This window comes from Aeromicrobium sp. P2_G6 (assembly GCF_056403535.1).
Genome location: NZ_JBFUFH010000001.1, coordinates 960,707 through 981,275 on the forward strand (window position 1 = coordinate 960,707; position 20,569 = coordinate 981,275).

Here is a 20,569-nt window from a genome sequence, read left to right on the forward strand (position 1 = left end):
GGTGTCGATGAGCGAGAGGCGGCTGCTGGCCTCCGGTGATGTGCTCGCACACCGTTACGAGCTCCAGGACCTCGTCAGCGAGAAGCTCGGCTCGACGACTTGGCGGGCACACGATGAGGTGCTCAACCGCAACGTCGGCATCGAGATGCTGTCGAGCTCCGATCCGCGCGCCGAGCACTTCCTGCAGGCCGCCCGTGAGTCGACGTCCGTCACCGATCCGCGGTTCCTCCGGGTCCTCGACCTGATCGAGGACGAGCAGCACCATCACCTCGTGGTCCGCGAATGGGCGCGGGCCTTCCCGCTTGACCAGCTGCTCGCGCAGTCACCCCTGCCCAACCGCCGCGCGGCGACCGTCATCGCGGAGGTCGCCGAAGCGCTGGCGCATGCTCATGAGCACGGGGTCTATCACCGCCGGCTCGCGCCGCACCAGGTGTTGCTCAAGCAGTCCGGCGCGGTCCGCGTCGTGGGCCTCGGCGTCGCGACCGCCCTGTCACCCGTCGGCCGGCAGGACTCCCTGGAGGACCTCCAGGGCTATGAGCAGCTCGACGTCCAGGCCATCGGCAAGCTGTTGTACGCCTGTCTGACGAGTCGCTGGCCCGGTGCACACATCGACGGCCTGGAAGCCGCCCCGACCGAGCACGGCCGGTTGCTCCGCCCCCGCCAGGTCCGCGCCGGCGTCTCCCGCGATGTCGACACCACGTGCGACCGCATCCTCGGCACGCCTCCCCGCAACCACGCGACGCCGCTGCGCAAGGCCGCCGACATCGCCCGGACGCTCCACCTGTCCGGCGAGGACGACGACCTGCACGACGACCAGCCGAGCCTCGCCAGCATGTCGTCGCCCGATCTCCTGCGCCTGGACCCCGTGATCGTTCCCGAGGGACCACCACCGGGCCTGGAGCCGCCGCGGCGCCGCCCCAAGGCGTACGAGCCGGCGCCACCGACGACGCTCGAGCGCGGCAAGGCGCGCGCCCGACGGGCTGCGAGAGGCGACCGGGGCCTGGTCCTGCTCGGCATCGTCGGGGCGCTGGTCATCGCGACGGTGCTCGCATTCCTCGTCGGCCGTTCGACCAACGACAGTGCCGACCCGATCGAACGCAGCAGCCCGTTGCGCATCCTGCCGATCCAGCGCGCGGGCGACTTCGACCCACACGGTGACGACAAGAGCGAGAACTCCGACGAGGCCCGGCTGGCGATCGACGACAATCTCACGACCGGTTGGCGCACCTCGACCTACCTCGGCTCGGCCGAGCTGGGCGGACTCAAGGACGGGGTCGGGCTGGTGCTGGACCTGGGCGGCCAGCGCGACGTCGACTCCTTGCGCGTACGCCTCGCCGGCGAGCCGACGAGCTTCTCGATCTACGCCTCGCCGTCGACTGCCACCAAGATCCCCACCAGGCTCCGCGACCTCCGTCGGGTCGCCGTTCTCAATGACGCCGGCACCGACGCGACGGTGTCCCTGGGCTCCGGCATCCTCACTCGGTACGTCGTCGTGTGGCTCCGATCACTGCCCGCGGTCGATGACGGGGGCTTCCGCGGCGAGATCCGCGAGGTCGTCATCCGCGGCCGCTCCTGACTCGCCGAGACGCTGTCGGGCACGGGAATGCCCAACACCTAGTATTCGTTGATACCCGTACCACGATCAGAAGGCATTTCATGAGCGACTCAGTCCGCAACCTCATCATCATCGGGTCGGGCCCCTCGGGCTACACCGCGGCCGTCTACGCCGCACGAGCGAACCTCGAGCCCCTGGTGTTCGAGGGCTCCGTGACCGCCGGCGGCGCCTTGATGAACACGACCGACGTCGAGAACTTCCCAGGCTTCCCCGACGGCATCATGGGCCCGGACCTGATGGACAAGCTGCGCGCCCAGTCCGAGCGCTTCGGCGCCGAGCTCATCAGCGATGACGTGACGGCGGTTGACCTCACCAGCGACATCAAGACTGTCTCGCTCGCCGACGGCACGACCTATCGCGCCCGCGCCGTCGTGCTCGCGATGGGTTCGGGCTATCGCAAGCTCGAGGTCGAGGGCGAGGACCGGCTGTCGGGTCACGGCGTGTCCTGGTGCGCGACGTGCGACGGCTTCTTCTTCCGCGAGCAGAACATCGTGGTGGTCGGTGGCGGCGACTCCGCTCTCGAGGAGGCGACGTTCCTGACGCGCTTCGCGTCCAAGGTCACGATGGTGCACCGTCGCGACCAGCTGCGTGGCTCCAAGATCATGCAGGACCGCGCCTTCGCCAACGACAAGATCGCGTTCGAGTGGAACGCCGAGGTCGCCGAGCTCCACGGTGAGGACAAGCTCGAGGGCATCACGTTGCGCGACACGGTGACCGGCGAGCTCCGCCGCATCGACGCGACGGGGCTGTTCATCGCGATCGGTCACGACCCTCGCTCCGAGCTGCTCAAGGGTCAGGTCGAGCTCGACGACGAAGGCTATGTCCTGGTCAAGCCCGGCAGCACCGCGACCAACCTGCCCGGCGTGTTCGCCGCCGGCGACCTGGTCGACCACACCTACCGTCAGGCCGTCACCGCGGCCGGCACCGGCTGCGCCGCTTCGCTTGATGCCGAGCGCTACCTGGCCGACCTCGAGCACGCCGGATCGCCCGCCCCGGCCGCCGCGCTGGTGGAATAACCACCGCCCCCAGACGTTGAACTCAAGACAGACCTGAAGGAGAACCCATGGCAGACATCACCGCCGTCACCGACGCCGACTTCGACGAGAAGGTGCTGAAGGCCGACGGCCCCGTGCTCGTCGACTTCTGGGCCAGCTGGTGCGGCCCGTGCCGCCAGCTCGCGCCGATCCTCGAGGAGATCGCCAAGGAGAAGGGCGAGAAGCTCACGATCGTCAAGATGGACGCTGACGCCAACCCGGTCACGCCGGCGCAGTACCGCGTCACCGGACTGCCGACCATGAACCTCTACTACAAGGGTGAGGTCGTCCGGTCGATCGTGGGCGTACGTCCCAAGAGCGCGATCCTCAGCGAGCTCGAGGAGCACGCCAGCTAGTCATCTGCAACAGACCAAGAGAAGCCCCGGTGATTGCTCACCGGGGCTTCTTATTGCTTTATCTATTTGTCGACTTATAGATTTAGTTCTTTTTGGGGTCCATGAGCTCGACGATGCGTTCGAGGTCCTCGAGGGTCGCGAACTCCACCGTGACCTTGCCCTTGGAGCGGCCGAGGTCGACCTTGACCCGGGTGTCGTAGCGCTCCGAGAGCCGGGCAGCCAGGTCGGCCAGACGTGGCGCCGACGGCTTGGCCGACTGCCGAACGGACGGCCGTTTGGCCGACTCGGGCCCGACCGTCACGATCTCCTCGAGGGCTCGCACCGACAGCCCTTCGGCCACGACCCGAGTGGCGAGCCGGTCCTGGATCTCGGGGTTGGCGACACTGACGAGAGCCCGTGCGTGGCCCGCCGAGAGCACCCCCGCTGCGACGCGCCGCTGGACAGCCGGCGACAGCTTGAGGAGCCGCAGCGTGTTGCTGATCTGCGGTCGTGACCGGCCGATACGATCGGCCAGCTCCTCGTGCGTGCAGCCGAAGTCCTCGAGCAGCTGCTGGTAGGCCGACGCCTCTTCCAGGGGATTGAGGTTCGACCGGTGGAGGTTCTCGAGCAACGCGTCGCGAAGGAGGTCCTCGTCGGACGTGTCCCGGACGATCGCGCCGATCGTGTCGAGACCCGCCTTGCCGCTGGCACGCCAGCGCCGCTCCCCCATGATCAGCTCATAGCGGTCCTTGGCGACCTCACGAACCACGATGGGCTGGAGCAGGCCGACCTCCTTGATGGAGTGGACCAGCTCGGCCATGTGGTCCTCGTCGAACACATGCCGTGGCTGCCGCGGGTTAGCCACGATCTGGTCGAGCGGGATCTCGGCAAATCGCGCGCCGTCGATCTCCTGCAGGCCGGAAGCCTTGGCCTCGGCCGGGCTCGACGGGATGAGCGACTCGAGCCCTCGTCCCAGTCCGCGTCGTTGACTCATCGTGCGTCCTCCCGAACCTGGTCGATGGTGCCGTTCATCGCGATCTCCCGCGCCGCTTCGAGATAGGACAGTGCGCCGGAGGACGCGCCGTCGTACGTGATGACGGTCTGCTGGTAGCTGGGCGCCTCCGAGATGCGGACCGATCGAGGGATCGCAGTCTTGAGCACCCGCTCATCGAAGTGGCTGCGCACCTCCTCGGCAACGCCCGCGGACAACCGGGTACGCGCGTCGTACATCGTCAGCAGGATCGTCGAGATGTCGAGCTTGGGGTTGAGGTGTGAGCGGATCAGCTCGATGTTGCGGACCAGCTGGCCGAGACCCTCGAGTGCGTAGTACTCGCACTGGATCGGGATCAGCACCTCGCGCCCGGCGACCATCGCGTTGACGGTCAGCAGGCCGAGCGAGGGCGGGCAGTCGATGAGGACGTAGTCAATGCGGTCCCCCGCGTCTGCGCAGTCAGCCAGGTACGCCTGCAGGGCCCGGTCGAGTCGTGACTCACGTGCGACGAGCGAGACCAGCTCGATCTCGGCGCCGGCCAGGTCGATCGACGCCGGCAGCACCGTGAGCCCCTCGATGTCCGGACACGGCTTGATCAGCTCGTCGAGGTCCGTGCCATCGACGATGGCTTCGTAGACACCCGGCGTGCCCTCCGCGTGAGGCACGTTCAAAGCCGTCGACGCGTTGCCCTGCGGGTCGAGGTCAATCACCAGGACGCGCAACCCCTTGATCGCCAGGGCCGCCGCGATGTTGACGGTGGTCGTGGTCTTGCCGACCCCGCCCTTCTGGTTGGCGACCACGAAGACGCGGGTCTCGGCCGGTGGGTCGAACGTGGGAGTCGCCGAGGCGCGCCGGACGAGAGCGATGTGCTCCTCGACTTCCGCGGCCAAGGGTGTCGAGTCGTCGTGCGACGGGACAGGCACTCGGTAGTTCGATGCGGTGGTGGGACCCGGTGTGTGCGGCGTCCCGCTCATGCCATGAACCCCGGTTGGCGCTCGATCATGAATTCCCCTCGTTGGTTTCACGTGAAACATGCAGGTGGTGGGGCGTCGATGCGCTCACTTGCTGACCTCCACGACAGTCGTCGGCACATCGCCGTTCGCGTACGTCGAGACCACGATAGTCGTCGCGCCGAGCCGGTGGAGGGTTGCCGTGGCCGCAGTGACCTCTTCTTGTGCCGTACGCCCCTTGAGCGCGAGCAGCACGCCACCCTTCTTGACCAGAGGAAGGCACCAGCGACCCAGCTTGTCGAGCGCAGCAACCGCGCGGGCGGTGACGACGTCGTACGTCTCGTGGACGTCCTCAGCCCGCGCCCGAAGTACCGTGACATTGTCGAGGCCGAGTTGCTCGACAGCGTCCTCGAGGAACCGGGTTCGACGCAGCAGTGGCTCGACAAGTGTCACCGCGAGGTCTGGCCGCGCGATCGCCCACACCAGGCCCGGTAGGCCAGCCCCCGTGCCGATGTCCGCGACGGAGGCGCCCTCGGGGACGCGCGGCACGACGACGGCCGAGTTCATCATGTGCCGGTCCCAGATGCGGGGGACCTCGCGAGGTCCGATGAGACCCTTCACAACTCCGTCGGTCGCGAGGATGTGTGCATACTGCTCCGCCACCGGGAGCCGGGAAGCGAACACCCCCGCCGCGTGCGACGGGGGTGTTTCACGTGAAACATCCTGATGGCCGGTGTCAGCCGGATCGGATGTGGACCCTGTCATCAGCGCACCTACTCAGCCGCCGTGTGGACGACGACGTAGCGATGCGGCTCGGTGCCTTCCGACGAGCTCGTCAGGCCAGCGTCGGCCACGGCGTCGTGAATGACCTTGCGCTCGAACGGCGTCATGGCGTCGAGTGCCACGGCCGGTTCGCCAGCGTTGACCTTCTCGATCGCGCCCTGCGCAATCGTGACGAGCTCGGCCCGACGGGCAGCCCGGAAGCCGGCGACGTCCAGCATCAGCCGGCTGCGCTCACCGGTCTCGCGATAGACCGCGAGACGCGTCAGCTCCTGCAGGGCGTCCAGCACTTCACCATCGCGGCCGACCAGGTGGTCCAGGTTGCCGCCGACGATCTCCACCGCGGCACGATCGCCATCGACGTCCATGTCGATGTCGCCATCGAGGTCCGCGATGTCGAGCAGACCCTCGAGGAAGTCCGCGGCGATGTCGCCTTCCTTCTCCAACTTCTTCGCGAGCTCGCTCACTTGGTGCCGTCCTTGTCCGTCTCGTCGTTCTTGCTCGTGATGTCGGGCTTTCGCTTCGGCGGGCCGGCGGGCTTCTTCTTCCGCTGGCTGCGCGCCTGGTTCTTGGGCTGCTGACGCGGCGGAGGCTTGGGCGCCTCCTCGACGACAGGCTTGAGGGGATCCTCGGCGACGGTCTTGCCGTGCTTGGCGTCGCGCTCCTGCTTGGCCTTGAACGCCGGCGTGCCCGGTGCCGGGTTGTTGCGGATGACGTAGAACTGCTGGCCCATGGTCCAGAAGTTCGAGGTCGTCCAGTAGAAGAGGACACCCAGGGGGAACGCCACGCCGCCGACCGCGAATACGATCGGGAGGATGTAGAGGAGCAGCTTCTGTTGCTGGGCGTACTGACCCGTCATGGCATCGGCCGGCATGTTCTTGGACATCAGCTGACGCTGCGTCGTGAACTGCGTGATGCACATGATGATGACGAGCGACATCGTGAGGATGCGGGTCTCGGTCAGCTCGGTGTTGACGAACGTGTCGGCGATACGCGCGCCGAGCAGCTTGGCGTTCGAGAGCGACAACGCATCCGACGAGTCAAGAAAGCCCTTGTGAAAGGCACCATCGGTTTCGGGGTTGTACTTCGCGGCGTGATCGATCGTGCGGAACAGCGCGAAGAAGATCGGCATCTGAAGGATCAAGGGAAGGCAGGAGGCGAACGGGTTGGTGCCCGTCTCCTTCCACAGCTTCATCTGCTCCTGCGTCAGGCGCTCACGGTCGTGCTTGTACTTCTGCTGGAGCGCCTTGATCTGCGGCTGGAGCAGCTGCATGTTGCGGCTCGACTTGATCTGCTTGACGAACAGCGGGATCAGCAGCGTGCGGATCGTGATCGTGAGGCCGATGATCGACAGGGCCCACGTCCACCCGCTGTGCGGGTCGAGCACGGTCGAAAAGATCTTGTGCCAGACCAGCAGGATCCCGGACACCGCGTAGTAGAGCGGCGTCATGATCGCCGATCCGATGTCGCCTAGGAAGCCGAACATTGTTCTCCTCTATGTGACTGTGGCACCGGGTCGTAGCCTCCGGCGCTCCAGGGGTGGCAGCGCAGGACACGACGTCCGGCCAGCCAGGTTCCGCGCACCGCTCCGTGAGTCTCCACGGCCTGCAAAGCGTAGGCCGAGCAGGTGGGGTGGTAGCGGCAGACCTGACCGTAGAGCGGACTGATGGCGAAGCGATACGCCTTCAGCAACCAGATCAGGGGGTACTTCATCGGGCACCGGCTCGCGCCAGCGCGGCATCCAGATGCTCCGCGAGCGTCGCTGAACGGACGCCGTGGGCGGCCGGAAGAGCCCGCACCACGACCCGGCTGCCCGCGGGCAACCCGTCGATGCGGTCGCGCATCAGGTGACGCAGCTGGCGCTTGACGCGGTTGCGGTCAACCGCCGAGCCCACGGCCTTGCTCACGACGAAACCGACGGACGTGGGTCCGCCGGTTCCCGGAACGACATGTGTGACGAGGGTGGGTTGTACGCCTTTGGCTCCACGACGGATCGTGTGCCGGAAGTCATCCCCGCTGCGCATGCGTTGGCCGCGCGCGAGCAACGGATCAGGCAGACAGCTTGGCGCGGCCCTTGCGGCGACGGTCCGCGAGGATCGCGCGGCCGGCGCGGGTGCGCATGCGGAGGCGGAAGCCGTGCTTCTTGGCACGACGACGGTTGTTCGGCTGGAAAGTACGCTTGCTCACGATGTGTTCCTCACGGATCTCAGTCTGGGCCGGTCGACGGCCACCGCTCGCCCACGACCGAGAAGTGCAGTTGTCGTGGGCATGCGGCGGAAGTCGTTCTAGGACGACTAGACAACGGTACGGGCGCCCCGGATCGCGGTCAAACTGATCCCCATACGCGTCGAACGCTTCGTCGTCCACACGACACGCCGAAGGTTGAGGACGAGCTGGGGAATTCCGCTTGTATGCACCCCTCATCGCTGCTAGCGTCACCGCGGTATCGAGTTTTCCACAAGGCAACCTCAACTCTCGAGTTCGCATTCACACCATGTGGAAAACCATGTGGACGTGTCGGGAGGCATTGGATGAACGACGGCCAGGAAACCAGCCCGGAAGAACATCTCAACCGAGTTTGGCAAGGTGCCGTCGACACGCTCTCCCCGGGCGCCAAGGTGTGGGTCTACTCCGCCAAGCCGCTGACGCTCCACAACAACATCCTGATCGTCGCGGTGCAGGACGATCTCACCCGCGCCCAGCTCGAGTCGCGGGTCAGGCCGGCACTCGAGCACGCGATCAGCTCGACCCTCCAGCAGGAGACGAGGCTCGTCGTCACGATCGAGCCCTCGCTGATCGAGATGCAGAGTCGACAAGACGATTTATCGACAAATGCTCCCAACGCGTACGGCCAGGACAACGACCTCGACGACGAGGACGATGACGACCAGGACGAGTTCGTGCCAACCTGGGCCGAGCGCAAGACCACACCGCCTCGCATCGGCAGCGTCGCGGAGGCCCGGCTCAACCCGCGCTACCTGTTCGAGAACTTCGTCATCGGCTCGTCCAACCGGTTCGCCCACGCCGCGGCAGTCGCCGTCGCCGAGGCGCCCGGCAAGGCGTACAACCCGCTCGTCATCCACGGCGAGTCCGGACTGGGCAAGACCCACCTGTTGCACGCGATCGGTCACTACGTCCTCAACCTCTACCCGTCCTCGCGCGTTCGCTACGTCAACAGCGAAGAGTTCACGAACGACGTCATCAACGCGATCCGTGAGAACCGCACCGCTGCGCTCAAGCGCAAGTACCGCGAGATCGACGTCCTCCTGGTCGACGACATCCAGTTCCTGGAGGGCAAGGAATCGACCCAGACCGAGTTCTTCCACACGTTCAACGCGCTGCACAACGAGAACAAGCAGATCGTGATGACGTCCGACCGGCCGCCCAAGAACCTCACGACCCTGGAGGACCGGCTGCGCAACCGGTTCGAGTGGGGCCTCACGACCGACGTTCAGCCCCCCGACCTCGAGACCCGCATCGCGATCCTCCGCAAGAAGGCCGCCAACGAGAAGCTCACGGCGCCGGCCGACGTGCTGGAGTTCATCGCCAGCAAGGTGCAGACCAACATCCGTGAGCTCGAGGGTGCACTCATCCGCGCCACCGCATTCGCCAACCTCAACGGCACGACGGTCGACCTGCAGCTCGCGCAGATCGTGCTCAAGGACCTCATCGCCGAAGGTGAGGAGCCCGACATCACGGTCGGCATGATCATGGCCCAGACCGCCGCGTACTCCGAGTTCTCGATCGACGACCTCTGCAGCACCAACCGCAGCCGCAACCTGGTGCTCGCCCGCCAGATCGCGATGTACCTGTGCCGCGAGCTCACCGAGATGTCACTGCCCAAGATCGGCCAGGAGTTCGGCAACCGCGACCACACCACGGTGATGCACGCGGACCGCAAGATCCGCAAGCTCATGGCCGAGAAGCACGCGGTCTACAACCAGGTCACCGAGCTGACGGCACGCATCAAGCAGCAAGCCCGTCAGTCATGACACGTGAATGGCCCGTCAGGACCATTCACACCTGGGACATACACAGCTGGGGATGGCACTGTGGGAAAACCCATCAGTCACGTGGACATCATCGGCCGCTGTGTGAACACCGTGTGAACGCAGATCACACATCCACAGGAACGTGTAGTTTCGCCGCCCGGCCGAACACAGGTTGTCCACCGGTCTCAACACCGGGATTCGACGCTGAATCAGGGTTGTCCACCGAATCCACAGACGCTACTACGACTACTACTCTTCTTTATCTCGGCAAACCCAGCGGAAGTCATGTCGCGGCCTGTGTGTGGATGACATCTTTCGCTCTTCCCCTGAATACCTCCGGTCACGGATACCGTGGCAGGATTCATCCCGACGGCTCCCGTCCTCGGAAAGGCCCCATCACGTGAAATTCCGCATCGACCGCGACACGCTTGCCGACGCCGTCGCCTGGACAGCCCGCAGCCTGCCCAACCGTCCGAGCGTTCCTGTGCTCGCCGGCCTGCTCATCGAGACCGCCGCGGACGGCCTCACCCTGTCCGGATTCGACTACGAGACCTCGACGCGCGCCACGCTTCCGGCCGAGGTCAGCGGTGACGGCCGCGCGCTCGTCTCCGGTCGCCTGCTCGCTGAGATCGTGAAGGCCCTCCCGGCCAAGCCGGTCGACATCTCGCTCGACGGCACCAAGGTGCAGGTCATCTGCGGCAATGCCCGCTTCAGCCTCCAGACGATGCCCGTCGAGGAATACCCCCAGCTGCCCGAGATGCCCACGGCCTCCGGCACGATCAAGGCCGACGACTTCGCCACCGCGGTGTCCCAGGCCAGCGCCGCCGCCGGACGCGACGAGATGCTCCCGCTGCTGACCGGCGTACGCCTCGAGCTCGAGGGCTCGACGATCTCGCTCATGGCGACCGACCGGTTCCGGGCCAGCCTCCGCGATCTCGAGTGGTATCCCGAGGCCAGCGACCTCTCGGCGCAGGCTCTCGTGCCGGCGCGTGTCCTCAACGAGACCGCCCGCTCGCTCACCTCAGGCGGCGACGTCACGATCGCGGTTTCGTCCGGCGAGACCGGCGACGGACTGATCGGTTTCGAAGGCGTCGTCGGCAACGGCACCCGTCGCACGACGACCCGCCTGCTCGAAGGTGACTTCCCGCGCGTACGCCAGCTGTTCCAGGCGCAGGCCGAGACCGTCGCCTATGTCGAGACCCAGGCGCTGGTCGACTCGGTCAAGCGCGTCGCGCTGGTCGCCGAGCGCAACACCCCCGTACGCCTGACGTTCTCCGACGGCCAGCTGTTGCTCGAAGCCGGCAGTGGCGACGAGGCCCAGGCGTCGGAGTCGATCGAGGCGACGATCAACGGCGCCGACATCTCGATCGGGTTCAACCCGACCTACCTGCTGGAGGGGCTCGCCGTCATGTCGGACCCCGTCGTGCACCTGTCGTTCACCCAGCACACCAAGCCGGCGGCCATCTCGGGCGTGCGCGAGATCGGAGCCGACCCCGATGTCGCGTTCCGTTACCTGATCATGCCCGTACGCCTGCAGAACTGACTCTCGGAGGGACTCGCACATGGACATCGGACTCGTCGGACTCGGCAAGATGGGTGGCAACATGCGCACCCGCATGCGCAACGGAGACGTCACCGTCGTCGGCTACGACCGCAACCCCGACATCTCCGACGTGGCGTCCCTCGAGGAGCTCGTCGACAAGCTGCCCTCGCCCAAGGTCGTGTGGGTCATGGTCCCAGCCGGCGACATCACCCGGGCAACCGTCGAGCAGCTCATCGAGCTGCTCGGTGAGGGCGACGTCATCGTCGACGGCGGCAACTCGCGCTGGACCGATGACGAGAAGCACGCCGCCCTTGCAGCAGAAAAGGGCATCGGCTACGTCGACTGCGGTGTCAGCGGTGGAGTCTGGGGCCTCGACAACGGCTACGCCCTGATGGCCGGCGGCACTGCCGAGGACATCGCCAAGGTCCAGCCTGCGTTCGACGCGCTGCGGCCCGATGGCGAGTCTGGCTTCGTCCACGCCGGCCGCGTGGGTGCCGGGCACTTCTCCAAGATGGTCCACAACGGCATCGAGTACGCCATGATGCAGGCGTACGCCGAGGGCTTCGAGCTGCTCGAGAAGGTCGACATCGTCGACAACGTCACCGAGGTCTTCGACTCGTGGCGCGAGGGCACGGTCGTACGCTCGTGGCTGCTCGACCTCCTGGTCAAGGCGCTCGAGGAGGACCCCGGTCTGTCCAAGGTCCGCGGCTACGCCGAGGACTCCGGCGAGGGCCGCTGGACCGTCGAGGCCGCGATCGACAACGCCGTGCCGATGCACACGATCGCCGCATCGCTGTTCGCTCGCTTCACCTCACGCCAGGACGAGTCGCCCGCGATGCAGGCCGTCGCGGCGATGCGCCAGCAGTTCGGCGGCCACGCGGTCAAGGCTGCCGAGGAGAAGGGCATCACGCCGGCAGAACCCGACCCGGCAGATCCCGTCTAGTCCGTGCACGTCAGTCGCCTGACCCTGCACGACTTCCGGTCGTACGACTCCGTCGAGATCGATCTCGAGCCGGGCGCCACGGCGTTCATCGGGTCCAACGGCCAGGGCAAGACCAACCTGGTCGAGGCGATCGACTACCTCTCGCGCCTCGACTCGCATCGCGTGTCGGGCGACGCGCCGCTGGTGCGAGCCGGCTCAGAACGTGCGGTCGTACGCGCTGATGTCGTGCGCGGCGACCGGACGGCGCTGCTCGAGCTCGAGATCACTCCCGGCAAGTCCAACCGGGCCCGCATCAACCGCGGCGCCCTGCCGCGTACCCGCGACCTCATCGGCGTGCTCCGCACCGTGATGTTCTCGCCCGAGGATCTCGCGCTGGTCAAGGGCGATCCTTCCGACCGCCGCAAGTTCCTCGACTCGCTGCTCGTTCTGCGCACGCCGCGGCTTGCCGGCGTGCGCGCCGACTACGACCGGGTGCTCAAGCAGCGCAATACCCTCCTCAAGTCGGCCCGCGGCAGGCGCAACGTCGAGATCGCGACCCTCGACATCTGGGACGAGAACCTCGCGCGTACGGGGGCCGAGCTCGTGTCGACCCGGCTCCTCCTCCTCGACGCACTCGCCCCGCACCTCGCCGAGGCGTACGTCCGGGTGGCCGCGGCATCAGCGCCCGACCGCCGCGTCGTCACCGCGACCTACAAGCCATCGCTCGAGCTCGACACCGGTGTTCGCGACCAGGAGACGATCCGGCTGGCGCTGCTCGACGAGATCGCGCGGCGCCGGGGCGACGAGATGGACCGCGGCATCAGCCTGGTCGGCCCGCACCGCGACGAGGTGCTCCTGATGATCGGCGACCTGCCCGCCAAGGGCTACGCGAGTCACGGCGAGGCATGGTCGTTGGCACTGGCGCTGAGGCTCGCTTCGTTCGAGCTGCTGCGCGAGGATGATGACGACCCCGTGCTGATCCTCGACGACGTGTTCGCCGAGCTCGACCAGGGTCGCCGCCAGCAGCTGGCCGAGCTCGTCGGCGATGCGGAGCAGGTGCTGGTGACCGCCGCGGTCGCGGACGACGTGCCAGATGCGCTCAAGGGTCATCGTTTCAATGTCGCCGGAGGGGAGGTCGTTCGTGACTGAGCCGAACGAGCCCACCCCGGACGACGGTCTCGACCTGGCGAGGGACATTGCGAAGTCCTATCGCGGCAAGGGCTCACCCGTGCCGCCGTCGGCGAAACGACGGGTCCGACCGGCCAAGCCGGCCCGGGCCGCCCGCGACGAGCCGAGTCCGCTCGCCGACCTGCTCGGCCAGGTCGTCAACGACCAGGGCTGGGATGAGCGACTCGCCGCGCAGCGCGTGTTCACCGACTGGGCCGGCATCGTCGGGCCCGAGGTCGCGCAACACTCCGAGGTCATCGCGTTCGACGACGGCGAGGTCGAGGTGCGTACGGACTCGACCGCATGGGCGACCCAGCTCCGGCTGCTGGCGCCCCGCATCGTCGCGAAGCTCAACGAGCTGATGGGTGACGGGTCGGTGCTGCGCATCGTGGTGCGTGGACCGCAGGCCCCGTCGTGGAAGAAGGGGCCCCGCTCGATCCGCGGCGCCCGAGGCCCGCGAGACACCTACGGCTAGAGGTCTCGATACACCGCCTCGTCCCTCGGCGGCACTCGACCAGCGAGTACTCGGTGATCGAGTGATCCCGAGGAACGAGGGATCGTATCGAGATCACTCAGCTGGTGAGACTGCTGCGGCGGCTACGACGAACATTGCGGTCACCGCGGTGACGGCTCCGAGGACGAGGGACGCCTGGGTGAAGCCGACCCACCCGTACGCCGGGCGCACGCCGATCGCGACGAGCGACGCCAGTGCTGCGCCGCAGCCGAGCAGGGCGCTGACGAACGTACCGGTCACCGGGGTCCGGGGACCGTGGATGCACAACGCGACGATCCCCGTCCAGACCAGGCTGACCGCGAGGGCCGCGACGACATCCGCGGGTCGGTGCCAACCGGCGACGATCGTCGAGGCACCCGTGAGGGTTGTGGCGAACCCGCCGCCCGCCGCGACCAATGGGCGTACGCCGCCGGGAGCCACCAACAGCGCGGCGCCGACGGCGCTTGCGACGACGGTGGTGTGGCCGCTCGGGAGACTGTTGAGCACGCCGAGGCCGAAGTCGGGACGGTCGAGGAACGAGTGCTTGAGCACCTGCGTCGTGATGTCGGCGCCGCCGATGATGATCGCCGCGCCGATCGCGAGCCGGCCCTTGCCGCGCAACAGGGCGACGCCGGCGCACGCGATCGCCACCGCGCCGATCGCGCCGATCGAGACGTAGCCCAGTCCGCTCAAGAGAGTGAGCTGCGTGTCGCGTCCGGCGACGACGGTCTTCATCGCCTCGTCATCCCACTGCTGTCCCTGGCTCGACTGCAGGGCCACGCGGATCATGACGACGAGCGTGACCGCCGCTGCGATCGCAGCGGCGAACGCCGGCAGTGCGGTGTCGCGACGGGTGGCTGTCGTGCTCATCCCTCTAAGATGCCCGATGGCCCCCAAGGTCCTGACGCCGCGTTCGCCGGCATCGCCGAATGGGCGGCTCGATGGCCCCGCGGACATACCGGAGGCCGGTGGAGGGTCCACGGCGTCGTCACAGCCGCCGTTTTGTCGCTCTCAGGGCCAATTGACGGTCGCGACGCGCCACCCGGGAACTGTGGGTAAGCGCTGAGACGCACATAACGGCCCGTATACTGGATGAGTGAGCCAAACTCCAGATCCTGAAGCCTCGTACGACGCCAGCAACATTCAGGTCCTCGAAGGTCTGGAGGCGGTTCGCAAGCGCCCCGGCATGTACATCGGCTCGACCGGTGAACGCGGGCTCCACCACCTCGTCTATGAGGTCGTCGACAACTCCGTCGACGAAGCGCTCGCGGGCTACGCCTCCCACATCGCGGTGACCCTCCAGGCCGACGGCGGTGTGCGGGTCGTCGACGACGGCCGCGGCATCCCGGTCGACGAGCACCCCACCGAGAAGATGCCGGCCGTCACGCTGGTCCTCACCTCGCTGCACGCCGGCGGCAAGTTCGGTGGCGGCGGCTACAAGGTCTCCGGTGGTCTGCACGGCGTTGGCGTCTCCGTCGTCAACGCGCTGTCGACCAAGCTCCACGTCGAGGTCAAGCGCGACGGCTACCGCTGGACCCAGTCGTTCACCTACGGCGTGCCCGATGCCCCGCTCGAGCGGCACGAGAAGACCGACGAGACCGGCACGACGACGACGTTCTACGCCAGCGAGGACATCTTCGAGAGTGTCGTCTACAGCTACGAGACGCTCAAGACCCGATTCCGCGAGATGGCCTTCCTCAACAAGGGCCTCGAGCTCGTGCTCCGCGACGACCGCGAGGAGGCCCAGGAGGCCTCCGAGGGCGACACCCCGGTCGACGCCGTCGAGCGTGATGCACGGTTCCGCTTCGACAAGGGCCTGGTCGACTACGTCGAGCACATCAACGTCGGCAGCAAGTCGCCGATCCACCGCGACGTCATCTCGATCGAGTCCGAGGACGAGTCCAAGGGCCTGTCGCTCGAGATCGCCATGCAGTGGAACGACAGCTTCATCGAGTCGGTCCACACGTTCGCCAACACGATCAACACCCACGAGGGCGGCACGCACGAAGAGGGCTTCCGCGCGGCGTTGACGTCGACGGTCAACAAGTTCGCGACGGCGCAGGGTCTGATCAAGAAGGCCGCCGACAACCTCTCGGGCGAGGACATCCGCGAGGGCCTCACGGCGATCGTGTCGATCAAGCTCGAGGAGCCGCAGTTCGAGGGCCAGACCAAGACCAAGCTCGGCAACAGCGAGGCCAAGGGCTACGTCCAGACGGTGCTCTACGACGAGCTCGGCGCCTGGTTCGAGCAGCACCCGACCGAGGGCAAGACGATCGTCCGCAAGTCGATCGACGCCGCGACCGCGCGCATGGCGGCACGCAAGGCCCGCGACCTGGCCCGCAACCGCAAGGGCTTCCTGGGCGGCGGCGGCCTGCCCGGCAAGCTCGCCGACTGCTCCTCGCGCAACCCCGAGGAGTGCGAGGTCTTCATCGTCGAGGGCAACTCGGCCGGCGGTTCGGCCAAGGGCGGGCGCGACCCCCGTACGCAGGCGATCCTCCCGTTGCGAGGCAAGATCCTCAACGTCGAGAAGGCTCGCATCGACAAGATCCTCCAGAACGCCGAGGTCCAGGCGATCATCTCGGCTCTCGGCACGGGCGTGCATGACGACTTCGACATCGACAAGCTGCGCTATCACAAGATCGTGCTGATGGCCGATGCCGATGTCGACGGCCAGCACATCTCGACGCTGCTGCTGACGCTGCTGTTCCGGTTCATGAAGCCGCTGATCGACGGCGGTCACGTCTACCTCGCCCAGCCGCCGCTCTACAAGATCAAGTGGAGCAACTCGCCCGACGAGCTGGCCTACTCGGACGCCGAGCGCGACGCGATGCTCAAGGCCGGTGCCGCCGACGGCAAGCGCCTGCCCAAGGAGGTCGGCCAGCAGATCCAGCGCTACAAGGGTCTCGGCGAGATGAACGACAGCGAGCTGTGGGACACCACCATGGATCCGGCCAACCGCATCCTGCGCCAGGTGACTCTCGAGGACGCGGCGATGGCCGACGAGATGTTCACGATCCTGATGGGCGAGGACGTCGAGCAGCGACGCTCGTTCATCCAGCGCAACGCCAAAGACGTCCGCTTCCTCGACATCTGACCTGACAGGACACCTCAGTGACTGAGACGACACCTCCCGAGCACGACCGGATCGAAGCGGTCGAGCTGCAGGACGAGATGCAGCGCTCCTACATCGACTACGCCATGAGCGTGATCGTGTCGCGCGCACTGCCGGACGTACGCGACGGGCTCAAGCCCGTGCACCGCCGGGTGCTCTACGCGATGTTCGACGGCGGCTACCGGCCCGACCGCGGCTTCTCCAAGTGCTCGCGCATCGTCGGTGACGTCATGGGTCAGTACCACCCCCACGGCGACACCGCGATCTACGACACCCTCGTACGCCTGGCGCAGCCGTGGGTCATGCGCGCCCCGATGATCGACGGGCAGGGCAACTTCGGCTCCCCGGGCGACGACGGTGCTGCCGCGATGCGTTACACCGAGTGCCGGCTCGCGCCGATCGCCATGGAGATGGTGCGCGACATCGACAAGAACACCGTCGACTTCCGCCCCAACTACGACGGCCGCTCACAGGAGCCGACGGTCCTCCCGTCGCGCATCCCCAACCTGCTGGTCAACGGCTCGGCCGGCATTGCGGTCGGCATGGCCACCAACATCCCGCCGCACAACCTGCGCGAGGTCGCCGAGGGTGCCCAGTGGGCGTTGTCCAACCCCGACGCCAGCAAGGAAGAGCTCCTCGAGGCGCTGATCGAGCGGGTCAAGGGTCCTGACTTCCCGTCCGACGCGCTGATCGTCGGCACCAAGGGCATCGAGGACATGTACCGCACGGGCCGCGGGTCGATCATGATGCGCGCGATCGTCTCGATCGAAGAGGACACCAAGGGCCGCATCCAGCTCGTCGTGACGGGCCTGCCCTACCAGGTCAACCCCGACAACCTGATGCGCAAGATCGCCGACCTCGTCAACGCCGGGCGCATCCAGGGCATCTCCGACCTGCGCGACGAGTCGTCGTCGCGCGTCGGCCGTCGCATCGTGGTCGAGATCCGCAAGGATGCGATCGCCCGCGTCGTGCTCAACAACCTCTACAAGCACACCGAGCTGCAGACCAACTTCAGCGCCAACATGCTGGCGCTGGTCGACGAGGTGCCGCGCACCCTGACGCTCGACGGCTTCGTCAGCAACTGGATCAACCACCAGATCGAAGTCATCCAGCGCCGCACCCAGTACCTCCTCGACGAGGCCGAGGCCAAGGCGCACATCTTCCGCGGCCTTGCCAAGGCGCTCGACGCGCTCGACGAGGTCATCGCCCTGATCCGCCGCAGCCCCACGGTCGACGAGGCGCGCCAAGGCCTGATCGGCCTGCTCGACATCGACGAGCTTCAGGCCAACGCGATCCTCGAGATGCAGCTGCGTCGCCTGGCAGCCCTCGAGCGTCAGAAGATCATGGACACCCTCGATGAGCTCGAGCGCGAGATCGCCGACTACAAGGACATCCTCGCCAAGCCCGAGCGGCAGCGACAGATCGTGTCCGACGAGCTCGCCGCGATTGTCGACAAGTACGGCGAGGACCGCCGTTCCAACATCATCCCCGCCGACGGCGACCTGTCCGACGAGGACCTGATCCCCGACGAGGAGGTCGTGGTCACGATCACCAAGGGCGGTTACGCCAAGCGCACCAAGACCGACCTCTACCGCGTCCAGAACCGTGGCGGCAAGGGCGTACGCGGTGCGGCTCTGCGTGGTGACGATCTCGTCGAGCACATGTTCGCGACGACGAGCCATCACTGGATCCTGTTCTTCACGACGGCCGGCCGGGTCTACCGGGCCAAGGCCTACCAGCTGCCCGAGGCCGGACGCGACGCCAAGGGCGGCCACGTCGCCGGACTGCTGTCGTTCCAGCCGGACGAGGAGATCGCACAGGTCCTGGCGATCCGCGACTACGAGCAGGCGCCCTACCTGGTCCTGGCGACCAAGAAGGGCCTGGTCAAGAAGACCCGGCTCGGTGACTACAACAGCCCCCGCCAGGCCGGCGTCATCGCGATCAACTTCCGCGACGAGGACGACGAGCTGATCGGTGCTGAGCTGGTCACCCCGGAGGACGACCTGATCCTCATCTCGCGCAAGGCCCAGGCGATCCGGTTCCGCGCGGACGATGAGCAGCTTCGCCCCATGGGACGGGCGACCTCCGGCGTCACGGGCATGAAGTTCCGCGAGGCCGACTCGATGCTCTCGATGTCGGTCATCCGCCGGTCGGCCGGTGCGCTGGAGTCGACGGAGGTGCCTGAGGAGGACCAGCTCTACGTCTTCACGGTCACCGACGGAGGCTTCGCCAAGAAGACCCCGGTCGAGCAGTATCGACTGCAGGGACGCGGCGGTCTCGGCATCAAGGCCATGCAGATCACCGAGAACCGCGGTGAGCTCGTCGGCGGACTGGTGCTCGTCGACACCGACGATGTCATCTCCGTGACGGCCGGGGGCCAGGTCACCCGAAGCCTCGTCTCAGGTGTCAATCCGACAGGCCGTGGCACGATGGGGGTGAGCTTCGTGAAGTTCAAGGGGGATGACCGGGTCGTGACCATTGCGCGCAACACCGAGCTTCTCCAGGACGAGGCGCAGGCCGAAGAGACGTCGACCGACGAGGATCAGGATCAGTGACCGAAGACGACAAGCAGGACCCGACCTCCGCGCCGGGCTCCAGCGCGGCAGACGCGGCGCCCACCCAGCAGATCCCTCGCATTCCCAAGCCGGTGAGCCGCCCTGCCAAGAAGACACCGGCCAAGAAGACCAACGCGGCCAAGAGTGCGACATCTGGCGGACCACAGACCGACAAGGGACGACCTCGCCCGACCCCGCCCGCGCCGCCGGCCGACAATTCGGACAAGTCCGAGAAGTCTGATGGCGACTCCTCTGACGGCGACCGCACGTCGTCGCCCGGTGGCCGTCCCCTGACGGCCGCCGACTACGCGCGTACGACCAAGCCGTCGCCCGCCACCACCGCGGTGATCCCGGCGGTCAAGGACAAGGTCGACAAACGCCCTGAACAGGACGGCGCCAAGACCAAGTCCGGCGCGACACTCGCCCCGGCGCCGCAGCCCAGCACCAAGAAGGAGCGGCGCGCGAGCCTGCGGCTGACCCACATCGAGCCGTGGTCGGTGACCAAGCTGGCCTTTGCGATCTCGGTCGCGTTAATGATCGTCGCGGTCGTCGCGGTGTCGATCTTCTGGGTCGTCATGGAGGCCACGGGAGTCTGGGACCAGATCAACGGCAGCGTCACCTCGGTGCTGAGCGATGACTCGACGAGCTTCAACATCACCGACTACCTCGGCTTCGGGCGCATGGTGGGACTGACCCTCGTGCTGTCGGCGATCAACGTCATCCTGACGACCGCACTGGCGACGATCGGCGCACATCTCTACAACCTGGCGGCTCAACTTCTCGGTGGTGTCGAGGTCACGTTCACCGAAGAACACTAAGACCCCTCCCCGTTTTGGGAGACGGCAAGGCGGTGCGGTAAAGTTCACCGCTGTTGCGGGCGTATAGCTCAGCTTGGTTAGAGCGCATCCCTGATAAGGATGAGGTCCGAGGTTCAAGTCCTCGTACGCCCACTCGCACAGGAGGTTCCATGAAGAAGATCATCGCCCTCGGGCTCGCTGCGGCCGGTGTCTTCTGGGCACTGTCGAAGTCCAAGCAGGACAAGCCCACCGACACGTGGGCGGCTGCCAGCGACAAGGTCTG

At 66.9% G+C, this 20,569-nt stretch carries 20 protein-coding genes and 1 tRNA gene; 12 read left to right on the forward strand and 9 right to left on the reverse strand.

Annotation, left to right across the window (positions count from 1 at the left end; all coding sequences use genetic code 11):
* Nucleotides 1-7: 7 nt before the first annotated feature.
* The 3 genes from AC1DVU_RS04660 (at nucleotide 8) to trxA (ending at nucleotide 3,005) form a co-directional block, all read left to right on the forward strand.
* Nucleotides 8-1,576 carry a protein kinase family protein gene (locus AC1DVU_RS04660; RefSeq protein WP_476921257.1) on the forward strand — a complete coding sequence of 523 codons (1,569 nt, stop codon included), beginning with the start codon at nucleotides 8-10 and terminating at the stop codon, nucleotides 1,574-1,576.
* 80 nt (nucleotides 1,577-1,656) lie between these two features.
* The gene (gene trxB, locus AC1DVU_RS04665; protein WP_476921258.1) at nucleotides 1,657-2,631 is read left to right on the forward strand and encodes a thioredoxin-disulfide reductase; all 975 of its coding nucleotides are present in this window, start codon (nucleotides 1,657-1,659) and stop codon (nucleotides 2,629-2,631) included.
* A gap of 47 nt (nucleotides 2,632-2,678) precedes the next feature.
* The gene (trxA, locus tag AC1DVU_RS04670; protein ID WP_056210625.1) at nucleotides 2,679-3,005 is read left to right on the forward strand and encodes a thioredoxin; all 327 of its coding nucleotides are present in this window, start codon (nucleotides 2,679-2,681) and stop codon (nucleotides 3,003-3,005) included.
* Between the two features lie 82 nt (nucleotides 3,006-3,087).
* Here trxA and AC1DVU_RS04675 read toward each other — a convergent pair whose 3' ends face one another.
* From AC1DVU_RS04675 to rpmH, 8 genes are all read right to left on the reverse strand, one after another.
* Nucleotides 3,088-3,978 (reverse strand): ParB/RepB/Spo0J family partition protein, encoded by an 891-nt coding sequence (locus AC1DVU_RS04675; RefSeq protein WP_476921259.1) that lies wholly within the window; start codon nucleotides 3,976-3,978, stop codon nucleotides 3,088-3,090.
* On the reverse strand, nucleotides 3,975-4,949 hold the full coding sequence (locus AC1DVU_RS04680) for a ParA family protein (RefSeq protein WP_476921260.1): 975 nt from the start codon (nucleotides 4,947-4,949) through the stop codon (nucleotides 3,975-3,977). Before AC1DVU_RS04680 ends, AC1DVU_RS04675 begins: the two co-directional genes overlap by 4 nt.
* Before the next feature lie 84 nt (nucleotides 4,950-5,033).
* Nucleotides 5,034-5,588, reverse strand: coding sequence for a 16S rRNA (guanine(527)-N(7))-methyltransferase RsmG (rsmG, locus tag AC1DVU_RS04685; RefSeq protein WP_476921261.1), 555 nt, complete (start codon nucleotides 5,586-5,588; stop codon nucleotides 5,034-5,036).
* A 110-nt stretch (nucleotides 5,589-5,698) separates the two neighbouring features.
* Nucleotides 5,699-6,172 (reverse strand): Jag family protein, encoded by a 474-nt coding sequence (locus AC1DVU_RS04690; protein ID WP_476921262.1) that lies wholly within the window; start codon nucleotides 6,170-6,172, stop codon nucleotides 5,699-5,701.
* Nucleotides 6,169-7,191: a membrane protein insertase YidC gene (gene yidC, locus AC1DVU_RS04695; RefSeq protein WP_476921263.1), complete on the reverse strand. Its 1,023-nt coding sequence runs from the start codon at nucleotides 7,189-7,191 to the stop codon at nucleotides 6,169-6,171. The genes AC1DVU_RS04690 and yidC overlap by 4 nt, the downstream gene beginning before the upstream one ends.
* On the reverse strand, nucleotides 7,176-7,418 hold the full coding sequence (gene yidD / locus AC1DVU_RS04700; protein ID WP_082530509.1) for a membrane protein insertion efficiency factor YidD: 243 nt from the start codon (nucleotides 7,416-7,418) through the stop codon (nucleotides 7,176-7,178). Before yidD ends, yidC begins: the two co-directional genes overlap by 16 nt.
* Nucleotides 7,415-7,750, reverse strand: a complete 336-nt coding sequence (rnpA, locus tag AC1DVU_RS04705) for a ribonuclease P protein component (RefSeq protein WP_476921264.1) — start codon at nucleotides 7,748-7,750, stop codon at nucleotides 7,415-7,417. The genes yidD and rnpA overlap by 4 nt, the downstream gene beginning before the upstream one ends.
* Nucleotides 7,751-7,754: 4 nt before the next feature.
* Nucleotides 7,755-7,892 (reverse strand): 50S ribosomal protein L34, encoded by a 138-nt coding sequence (gene rpmH / locus AC1DVU_RS04710; RefSeq protein WP_056210619.1) that lies wholly within the window; start codon nucleotides 7,890-7,892, stop codon nucleotides 7,755-7,757.
* Nucleotides 7,893-8,236: 344 nt separating this feature from the next.
* Between rpmH and dnaA the strand changes: the two genes are divergently transcribed.
* The 5 genes from dnaA (at nucleotide 8,237) to AC1DVU_RS04735 (ending at nucleotide 13,804) form a co-directional block, all read left to right on the forward strand.
* The gene (gene dnaA, locus AC1DVU_RS04715; RefSeq protein ID WP_476921265.1) at nucleotides 8,237-9,697 is read left to right on the forward strand and encodes a chromosomal replication initiator protein DnaA; all 1,461 of its coding nucleotides are present in this window, start codon (nucleotides 8,237-8,239) and stop codon (nucleotides 9,695-9,697) included.
* 400 nt (nucleotides 9,698-10,097) lie between these two features.
* The gene (gene dnaN / locus AC1DVU_RS04720; RefSeq protein WP_476921266.1) at nucleotides 10,098-11,240 is read left to right on the forward strand and encodes a DNA polymerase III subunit beta; all 1,143 of its coding nucleotides are present in this window, start codon (nucleotides 10,098-10,100) and stop codon (nucleotides 11,238-11,240) included.
* A 19-nt stretch (nucleotides 11,241-11,259) separates the two neighbouring features.
* Nucleotides 11,260-12,183 (forward strand): phosphogluconate dehydrogenase (NAD(+)-dependent, decarboxylating), encoded by a 924-nt coding sequence (gene gnd / locus AC1DVU_RS04725; RefSeq protein ID WP_476921267.1) that lies wholly within the window; start codon nucleotides 11,260-11,262, stop codon nucleotides 12,181-12,183.
* A 3-nt stretch (nucleotides 12,184-12,186) separates the two neighbouring features.
* Nucleotides 12,187-13,311, forward strand: a complete 1,125-nt coding sequence (recF, locus tag AC1DVU_RS04730; protein WP_476921268.1) for a DNA replication/repair protein RecF — start codon at nucleotides 12,187-12,189, stop codon at nucleotides 13,309-13,311.
* On the forward strand, nucleotides 13,304-13,804 hold the full coding sequence (locus tag AC1DVU_RS04735) for a DciA family protein (protein ID WP_476921269.1): 501 nt from the start codon (nucleotides 13,304-13,306) through the stop codon (nucleotides 13,802-13,804). Before recF ends, AC1DVU_RS04735 begins: the two co-directional genes overlap by 8 nt.
* Before the next feature lie 93 nt (nucleotides 13,805-13,897).
* Here AC1DVU_RS04735 and AC1DVU_RS04740 read toward each other — a convergent pair whose 3' ends face one another.
* The gene (locus AC1DVU_RS04740) at nucleotides 13,898-14,692 is read right to left on the reverse strand and encodes a phosphatase PAP2 family protein (protein ID WP_476921270.1); all 795 of its coding nucleotides are present in this window, start codon (nucleotides 14,690-14,692) and stop codon (nucleotides 13,898-13,900) included.
* 226 nt (nucleotides 14,693-14,918) lie between these two features.
* Here AC1DVU_RS04740 and gyrB point away from each other — a divergent pair, with 226 nt between their 5' ends.
* The 4 genes from gyrB to AC1DVU_RS04760 all read left to right on the forward strand — a co-directional run bounded on the left by gyrB (nucleotide 14,919) and on the right by AC1DVU_RS04760 (nucleotide 20,439).
* Nucleotides 14,919-16,916: a DNA topoisomerase (ATP-hydrolyzing) subunit B gene (gene gyrB / locus AC1DVU_RS04745; protein ID WP_476921271.1), complete on the forward strand. Its 1,998-nt coding sequence runs from the start codon at nucleotides 14,919-14,921 to the stop codon at nucleotides 16,914-16,916.
* 17 nt (nucleotides 16,917-16,933) lie between these two features.
* Nucleotides 16,934-19,489, forward strand: a complete 2,556-nt coding sequence (gyrA, locus tag AC1DVU_RS04750) for a DNA gyrase subunit A (protein ID WP_476921272.1) — start codon at nucleotides 16,934-16,936, stop codon at nucleotides 19,487-19,489.
* A complete protein-coding gene (locus AC1DVU_RS04755) occupies nucleotides 19,486-20,307 on the forward strand; it encodes a DUF3566 domain-containing protein (protein WP_476921273.1) in 822 nt (273 codons plus the stop codon). The genes gyrA and AC1DVU_RS04755 overlap by 4 nt, the downstream gene beginning before the upstream one ends.
* A 57-nt stretch (nucleotides 20,308-20,364) precedes the next feature.
* Nucleotides 20,365-20,439: transfer RNA gene (locus AC1DVU_RS04760), tRNA-Ile, on the forward strand.
* Nucleotides 20,440-20,569: the final 130 nt, after the last annotated feature.

Excerpts from the sequence above, each read along its gene's own strand:
- AC1DVU_RS04660 (WP_476921257.1), top strand. The coding sequence starts at position 8 with ATGAGCGAGAGGCGGCTGCTGGCCTCCGGTGATGTGCTCGCACACCGT.
- trxB (WP_476921258.1), top strand. The coding sequence starts at position 1,657 with ATGAGCGACTCAGTCCGCAACCTCATCATCATCGGGTCGGGCCCCTCG.
- trxA (WP_056210625.1), top strand. The coding sequence starts at position 2,679 with ATGGCAGACATCACCGCCGTCACCGACGCCGACTTCGACGAGAAGGTG.
- AC1DVU_RS04675 (WP_476921259.1), bottom strand. The coding sequence starts at position 3,978 with ATGAGTCAACGACGCGGACTGGGACGAGGGCTCGAGTCGCTCATCCCG.
- AC1DVU_RS04680 (WP_476921260.1), bottom strand. The coding sequence starts at position 4,949 with ATGAGCGGGACGCCGCACACACCGGGTCCCACCACCGCATCGAACTAC.
- yidC (WP_476921263.1), bottom strand. The coding sequence starts at position 7,191 with ATGTTCGGCTTCCTAGGCGACATCGGATCGGCGATCATGACGCCGCTC.
- yidD (WP_082530509.1), bottom strand. The coding sequence starts at position 7,418 with ATGAAGTACCCCCTGATCTGGTTGCTGAAGGCGTATCGCTTCGCCATC.
- dnaA (WP_476921265.1), top strand. The coding sequence starts at position 8,237 with ATGAACGACGGCCAGGAAACCAGCCCGGAAGAACATCTCAACCGAGTT.
- gnd (WP_476921267.1), top strand. The coding sequence starts at position 11,260 with ATGGACATCGGACTCGTCGGACTCGGCAAGATGGGTGGCAACATGCGC.
- AC1DVU_RS04740 (WP_476921270.1), bottom strand. The coding sequence starts at position 14,692 with ATGAGCACGACAGCCACCCGTCGCGACACCGCACTGCCGGCGTTCGCC.